The organism is Pantoea sp. SIMBA_079 (genome assembly GCF_046940275.1).
Classification (GTDB): Bacteria; Pseudomonadota; Gammaproteobacteria; order Enterobacterales; family Enterobacteriaceae; genus Pantoea; species Pantoea borealis.
Genome location: NZ_JAWRYR010000881.1, coordinates 1 through 238, shown reverse-complemented (window position 1 = coordinate 238; position 238 = coordinate 1). Strand labels below are relative to the sequence as shown.

The 238-nt window shown below is 69.7% G+C and carries 1 protein-coding gene; it reads right to left on the bottom strand.

Annotated features, from left to right (window positions below; translation table 11 throughout):
- The coding region (locus SB719_RS22455) for a cytochrome c oxidase assembly protein (protein WP_412160078.1) at nucleotides 1-221 on the bottom strand (221 nt) is incomplete at its 3' end.
- Nucleotides 222-238 lie beyond the last annotated feature (17 nt).

Below are 238 nucleotides of genomic sequence, written 5' to 3'. Positions count from 1 at the left end.
GGCCGCGCGGGCAGCGCGCGCAGGGCAAGCGTGACCGGCGCTCCGAGGACGAGGAAGATCGGCGCGAACATCGACAGCACCATGTGCTGAACCATGTGGGCGCTGAAGAGCTCCATCCCGTAGCCGTCGATACCCGTCGCTGTCATCGCCAGCACGATCACCACCCCCGCGCTCCAGCACAGGGGCCGGTGAACCGGCCAGGAGGCCCCCCGGATCCGCAAGCGTACGACGGCGACGA